Raw genomic sequence first — 6703 nt, forward strand, 5'->3', positions numbered from 1 at the left:
CCCTAACAGCCAACTGTATTTATTCATAGGAATACTTACCCCAACGTCCTGATAGTCCGGGCAAAACGCAAACCTGTCATATTCAAAAATTGGTCTGCGATTTGCCGGGTAGGTAGAACAGTTACTGTTTAGAGCCGGTACATTTGCCTGTGACAACGTTAAAGCTGCCGCACTCAAGTGGCTTCAACCAGCTGGCATAAAGATCTTTTGAACCAGGAAGGAAATTAGACCAGGCATCCCCTGCAACAACACCGGTTGTTTCCCATACCACCTCGAACTGTCCGTCATCCTGGATCTCACCCAGTAATACCGGCTTGGTAATATGGTGATTCGGCATCATAGTCGCGTAACCACCTGAAAGATTAGGCACTGTAATACCGATAATGGCTTCCTGAATGGCATCCGCGTCGGTCGTTCCCGCTTTTTCTACGGCTTCAACCCACATATTGAAACCGATATAACTGGCTTCCATCGGATCATTAGAGACACGCTTATCGTCTTTAATGAACTTCTGCCATCTCTCTACAAACTCGCTGTTTTCATCTGTATCAACACTCATGAAGTAATTCCAGGCCGCCAGGTGCCCGACCAGTGGCGAGGTATCCATACCTGACAACTCTTCTTCACCTACGGAAAAGGCAACGACAGGAATATCCTCGGCAGAAACACCCTGCGCCCCCAACTCTTTATAAAACGGAACATTGGCGTCACCGTTAATGGTTGAGACTACAGCCGTTTTCTTCCCCTTAGAGCCGAACTTCTTGATATCAGAAACAATGGATTGCCAATCAGAATGACCGAAAGGTGTGTAGCTGATCATGATATCACTCTTGGCCACACCTTTAGATTTCAGGTATGCCTCCAGGATTTTGTTGGTTGTGCGCGGATATACATAGTCGGTTCCCGCCAGCACCCAACGTTTAACTTCCAACTCATTCATCAGGTAATCAACGGCAGGTATTGCCTGCTGGTTCGGCGCAGCACCGGTGTAAAATACATTCTTGGAGGACTCTTCCCCCTCATATTGAACAGGGTAAAACAGCAGGCTATTTAGCTCTTCGAACACAGGTAGCATCGATTTTCTGGATACTGACGTCCAACCGCCAAAAACCACATCCACTTTTTCTTTTTCGATCAATTCACGGGCTTTTTCTGCAAACAATGGCCAATTCGATGCAGGATCGACAACAACAGCCTCAATCTTTTTACCCAGCAGCCCCCCTTTTTTATTTTGCTCCTCAACCATCATTAAAATGGTGTCTTTAAGTGTTGTTTCGCTGATTGCCATCGTCCCGGAAAGGGAATGCAACACCCCAACTTTGATTGTATTTTCCGCACCAACAGCGTTAAATGACAAGAGCAGTGAAGCAGCAACACAGGCAAATGTATTTTTGAACATCTTGGTTGACATATTGAATCGCTCCTTATGAATAATCATTATCAACAGAGCAAACAACAGGCCAAAATTTTGACACTCTTTTAGCTTTAAAAAAAACAATAAAAATCAAACATATAAACACATCAAGTCAAAATAAGGTTCATTATGGTGCAATGAATCAATAAGCTTTGGTGCACTACCCTGCTTTCTATGCACCATGTTGGTACAGCTCTGCAATATTTCTTACCTGCTCAAATCAATATTTTCATTCCTACGGTGCAAGCAATTTCGATTGAAAGCTAACCTCATGAATACGCTATAATTCACCCAGCAAAGTATTAATAAGCCCAAGTTTGATTAAACATTGCGCACTTAAACTCAAGACATGAACTTTATCACTTTTTTTGAGTCAAAATTTTCATCATTTTTGTTTGACTGTTTATTTCTATAGGACATTACCAATCTATGCTAACGTCTACTTTCCAACGCCTTAAAACTTACCTAGACAACCAGATCATTGGTCAACCTGATCTTGTTAAACAGTTACTCATTGCACTACTGGCCGATGGCCATATTCTGGTAGAAGGCCCTCCGGGACTTGCCAAAACCCGTGCAGTAAAAGTACTGTCCGATTGCATTGAGGGCAGCTTCCACCGTATTCAGTTCACGCCGGACTTACTGCCTGCAGACCTGACCGGAACGGATATTTTCCGCCCGGAAACCGGAGAGTTCACCTTCCAGCCAGGGCCAATCTTCAACGCGCTGGTACTGGCCGACGAAATCAACCGCGCCCCAGCCAAAGTCCAGGCCGCTATGCTTGAAGCAATGGCAGAAAAACAAATTACCGCAGGTCGTAAAACCTACGCGCTGCCTGAGCTTTTTCTTGTAATGGCAACCCAAAACCCGATTGAGCAGGAAGGAACTTACCCGCTGCCGGAAGCACAACTTGACCGCTTTCTGCTTCAGCTAAACGTAAACTACCCTGATGCTGACAGCGAACTGGAAATCCTTCGCCTGAATCGCGGTGAAGCAATGGGCAAAGACAAGGCGGAACCCGTTCAAATCAGCCAGAATGAAATCTTTTCAGCCCGACAGCAGGTGCTGAATATCCATATGGCGGAAGAAGTTGAGCACTACATCATTCGTCTGACAATGGCGACACGCCAGCCACAACGCTATAACGATCAGCTTGCCAGCTGGCTGCAAATGGGTGTCAGCCCTCGTGCCACACTGGCACTTGATCGCTGCGCCCGCGCCCACGCATGGCTGAACGGCCGTGACTTTGTAACGCCGGAAGATGTCCAGCAAATGGCTTACCCTGTGTTGCGCCACCGCCTGCTACTCAGCTACGAAGCCCAGGCTGAAAGCATTGCCGCCGATACCATTGTCAGCCAGCTAATCGCACAGGTAGCCTGCGCATGACAGAGACATCCACGACACCTGCCCTACCGTCACACAGTGACGGGGTAAACCTGTGTCTGGCTGAGTTGCTGCAATACAAAAACCAATCTGTACGTTGGTTGCCGCCTGCACAGAGTGTTTGGTCACAACTCAACGGGCAGCATTTAAGCCGGAAAAAAGGCCGCGGGATGAATTTTTCTGAAGTTCGTCCTTACCAGCCGGGTGATGATATTCGCGCAATCGACTGGCGTGTAACGGCAAGAACGGGAAAAACCCACACCAAACTCTTTACTGAGGAGCGCGAGCAACCTGTCATGCTGCTGGTCGATCTGAGCAGCAGTATGAAGTTTGGCTCACAACTACTGCTGAAATCAGTACAGGCCGCGCATTTCGCCAGCCTGTTAAGCTGGCTGGCAATTAGCGAACAAGACCGGGTCGGCGCTATCATCTACACCGGAAGGGAACTGTTCGAATGCAAACCAACCGGCCGTCAGCGCGGGGCCTTACGCTTGATTAATGCATTAATCGATGCTCACCAAGGCAACAGTGAGAGCAATGATACTCAGCCTTTTTCTTCGGCCATCAAACACCTTCACCATTTGTGCCCGAAAGGCAGTGAAATTGTGGTGATCAGCGATTTCTACCAGCTAATGGAAACAGACAAACGTCGACTGAGCCAACTCCGCCAACATAACCGGATCCAGTTTGTTCAAATTCACGACCCGCTGGAGCAAGGCCAAACAACATTCAAGGGGACCGAGCACGTTGCAGACAGCCACCAATCCGTCTGGCTCGATTTTTCAGCGAGGAAAACCCGTGAAAAGCTCAGCCAGCAGTATCAGGGGCATCAGGAATTCATACGAGATATGGCAATGGGGCTGGCGATTCCACTTCATCAGATCTCTGCCGCTATGCCATTGATACGGCAGCTCGGTGGTAAGGAGAAGCAATATGGCTAACCCCATTACCGCTACCGATCTTGCAGCATCACTTCCCCTCGCTGATGTCCACCTGCCGAATATTCCCGGTTACTGGCCATTAACCTGGGGATGGTGGTTATGTATCGCTGCAATTCTTATCGTTATCTCAGTTGCGTTTTTCCTTATTCGGAAACATCTGATGAAACAACGTGCCCGTAAAGAAGCGCTGCAGCAACTTAAGCACTTTAATAACCCTGAACAGCTTGGAAATATCAACCTTCTGCTGCGTCAGACAGCAATGTCATACTATCCGCGCCAGCAGGTTGCCAGTCTGACAGGCGAACAATGGCTCTCGTTCCTTGACCAGCACCTGAGCAACAAACACCAAGGATTTATTTCGCTTTCCAGCTACTGGCAGCGCGGGCTGTTCTCACCGCAAGGATTAGAGCTGAATGAGTTCCGAAAATGCTATAAACAAGCGGCGATCTGGCTCAAGAAAGCCCAGTTCCCGTCAAGCAGCAACCAGATAATGGAGGCCTCAGATGTTTGAGTTTTCCTGGCTTTGGGCATGGCTGCTTTTGCCGTTGCCATTACTTATCTATCGCTTTTCCAAACCTGTCGTTCAGCCTGCGGCTATCCGACTACCCAAACTTCCTGATGGGATCGGAATGCAACAACCTGATACCCGATGGCGAAAAGTCATTATGGCAATAGCCTGGTTAGCCCTGCTTACCGCGCTCGCTCGCCCGATTTGGTATGGCGACCCTGTCGAGATCAATCCGGAACACCGCGATATGCTGCTGGCTGTCGATCTGTCCGGATCCATGTCGATCGAAGATATGGTGACTTCTGGTGGACAAAAAATAGATCGCCTGACTGCCGTCAAACAGGTACTGAATGATTTTATTGCCAAGCGTCAGGGGGATCGTCTCGGGCTGGTACTCTTTGCCAATCATGGTTACCTGCAAACACCACTAACCTTTGATCGCAACACGGTGCAGCAGCAACTTAAACGCACGGTGCTTGGACTGATTGGGCAAAGTACTGCCATTGGTGAAGGGCTTGGCATTGCGAGTAAAACATTTATCGACAGCGATGCCCCGCAGCGAGTAATTATATTGCTGAGTGACGGTGCCAATACCGCTGGCGTTATCGACCCGCTAGAAGCCGCCGAGCTTGCCGCCAAAAGCAATGTCACCATTTATACCGTCGGGGTCGGAGCAGAAGAAATGCAGCAACGTACCTTCTTCTCAACCCGAACAGTAAACCCTTCACAGGATCTGGATGAAAAAATGCTGACCAAGATTGCCGAGATGACCGGCGGTCAGTATTTCCGAGCCAGGAACCCGCAAGAACTTAAGAATATCTACCAATTAATTGATCAAATGGAACCTATAAATACAGCTCAGCAAACTTGGCGTCCACGCCAGGAGCTGTTCCGTTATCCTTTGGCCATCACCCTTTTCTTGTCTATGGTACTCGTGCTGTTAAGGAGGCGTCATGGCTAATTTTACCTTTCTCCATCCAACCTGGTTTCTGGCCTTGCTTCCACTTGGCCTGGTATTACCATGGCTCAAGATAAAACAGCAAAAGAGTGGCCTCATTGCTCCTCATCTAGCCGAAAAACTAGGCCTAAGTCACCAGCAAGCTCAGACGGGCTTTATCCCGGTATTAGCTTTTGGCTGGCTACTGACAGTGATAGCCCTTGCCGGGCCAAGCTGGCAGAAGACAACCCTGCCAGCCTATAGCATTACCGGTGCCCGCGTACTGGTGATGGATATGTCTCACTCTATGTACGCGACAGATATTGCACCCAACAGGCTGACTCAGGCTCGCTACAAGGCAATGGATCTGTTGCCGGGCTGGAAGGAAGGCAGTACCGGACTGGTCACTTACGCTGCCGATGGCTATGTGGTGAGCCCTTTGACTCAGGACAGTAGCACCCTGGCAAACCTGATCCCGCACTTGTCACCTGAAATAATACCAATTCAAGGCAGCAATGCAGCAGCAGGTATTCAAGAGGCAATCAATTTACTGAAACAAGCCGGTCACCCTCAGGGGGATATTGTTCTGATCACTGACGGACTGAGTGAGCAGGAATCCCGTAATGCCCGCGCCCTGCTTATTGGCACCGACTACCGCGTTTCGGTTCTTGCTGTCGGCACCCGCCAGGGAGCACCAGTACAGATGCCAGACGGCAGGCTACTCACCGACAACATGGGCAAAACAGTGGTAGCCAAAGTCGATGTCAACCCTCTACTCGGTCTGGTGAAAGATACTGGTGGGCAATTACAACTTTCACAGCCGACAAACCGTGATGTCGAAAGCTTAATCAAAGCAACCGCCAAACCTCGCGAAGATGCCAGCAAGCATAAAGAAAAAGAGTTGGAAGAACGTGTTAATAACGGATTCTGGCTGTTGATCCCACTGGTGATCTTATCTCTGTTTGGTTTCCGCCGAGGTGTGGTTATCGCCGCAATGTTGGTTATCATGCCTGTCGACAATGCTTTTGCGTCCGCGTGGCTCAATGATGATCAAATCGCTTATAAGGCTTTTGAGCAAGAAGACTATGAATCGGCAGCTGAGCATTTTGTTTCACCACAATGGAGAGGTGTCGCGCAATACAAAGCAGGACAATACGAACAGGCAATCGAAACCCTAGGCAAGCTTGATGATATTAGTTCCCGCTACAACCTTGGTAATGCCTATGCGCGTACAGGGCAATTTCAAAATGCCATCGACAGTTATCAATCCGTCCTGGTTGAAGATGCTAACCACAGCGATGCTAAAAAGAACCTCGATATTGTAAAAAAAGCTTTGGAGCAACAGCAACAGCAACAGCAACAGCAACAGCAACAGCAATCCGATGAGAATAAAGATTCGAATCAGGATCAATCATCGGATTCTCAGCAAAATAGCCAGCAATCGCAGAATCAGCAGAATCAGCAGAATCAGCAGAATCAGCAGAATCAGCAGAATCAGCAGAATCAGCAGAATCAGCAGA

General features: G+C 48.6%; 6 protein-coding genes. 5 read left to right on the forward strand and 1 reads right to left on the reverse strand.

Going from position 1 to position 6703, the window contains the following annotated elements; all coding sequences use genetic code 11:
* Positions 1–121 precede the first annotated feature (121 nt).
* Positions 122–1411 carry an urea ABC transporter substrate-binding protein gene (gene urtA / locus Q0852_RS22210; protein WP_299022313.1) on the reverse strand — a complete coding sequence of 430 codons (1290 nt, stop codon included), beginning with the start codon at positions 1409–1411 and terminating at the stop codon, positions 122–124.
* 432 nt (positions 1412–1843) lie between these two features.
* On the opposite strand from urtA, the gene Q0852_RS22215 reads away from it, so the two are divergent.
* From Q0852_RS22215 to Q0852_RS22235, 5 genes are all read left to right on the forward strand, one after another.
* Positions 1844–2800, forward strand: coding sequence for a MoxR family ATPase (locus Q0852_RS22215; protein ID WP_299022315.1), 957 nt, complete (start codon positions 1844–1846; stop codon positions 2798–2800).
* Positions 2797–3738: a DUF58 domain-containing protein gene (locus Q0852_RS22220; RefSeq protein WP_299022317.1), complete on the forward strand. Its 942-nt coding sequence runs from the start codon at positions 2797–2799 to the stop codon at positions 3736–3738. The genes Q0852_RS22215 and Q0852_RS22220 overlap by 4 nt, the downstream gene beginning before the upstream one ends.
* Entirely contained in the window at positions 3731–4249 is a 519-nt protein-coding gene (locus tag Q0852_RS22225; protein ID WP_299022319.1) for a DUF4381 domain-containing protein, read from the forward strand. Before Q0852_RS22220 ends, Q0852_RS22225 begins: the two co-directional genes overlap by 8 nt.
* Entirely contained in the window at positions 4242–5207 is a 966-nt protein-coding gene (locus tag Q0852_RS22230) for a VWA domain-containing protein (protein WP_299022321.1), read from the forward strand. Before Q0852_RS22225 ends, Q0852_RS22230 begins: the two co-directional genes overlap by 8 nt.
* The coding region (locus Q0852_RS22235; protein ID WP_299022323.1) for a VWA domain-containing protein at positions 5200–6703 on the forward strand (1504 nt) is incomplete at its 3' end. The genes Q0852_RS22230 and Q0852_RS22235, both read left to right, overlap by 8 nt.

The sequence above is a fragment of the uncultured Photobacterium sp. genome, from assembly GCF_947502415.1.
Lineage (GTDB): Bacteria > Pseudomonadota > Gammaproteobacteria > Enterobacterales > Vibrionaceae > Photobacterium.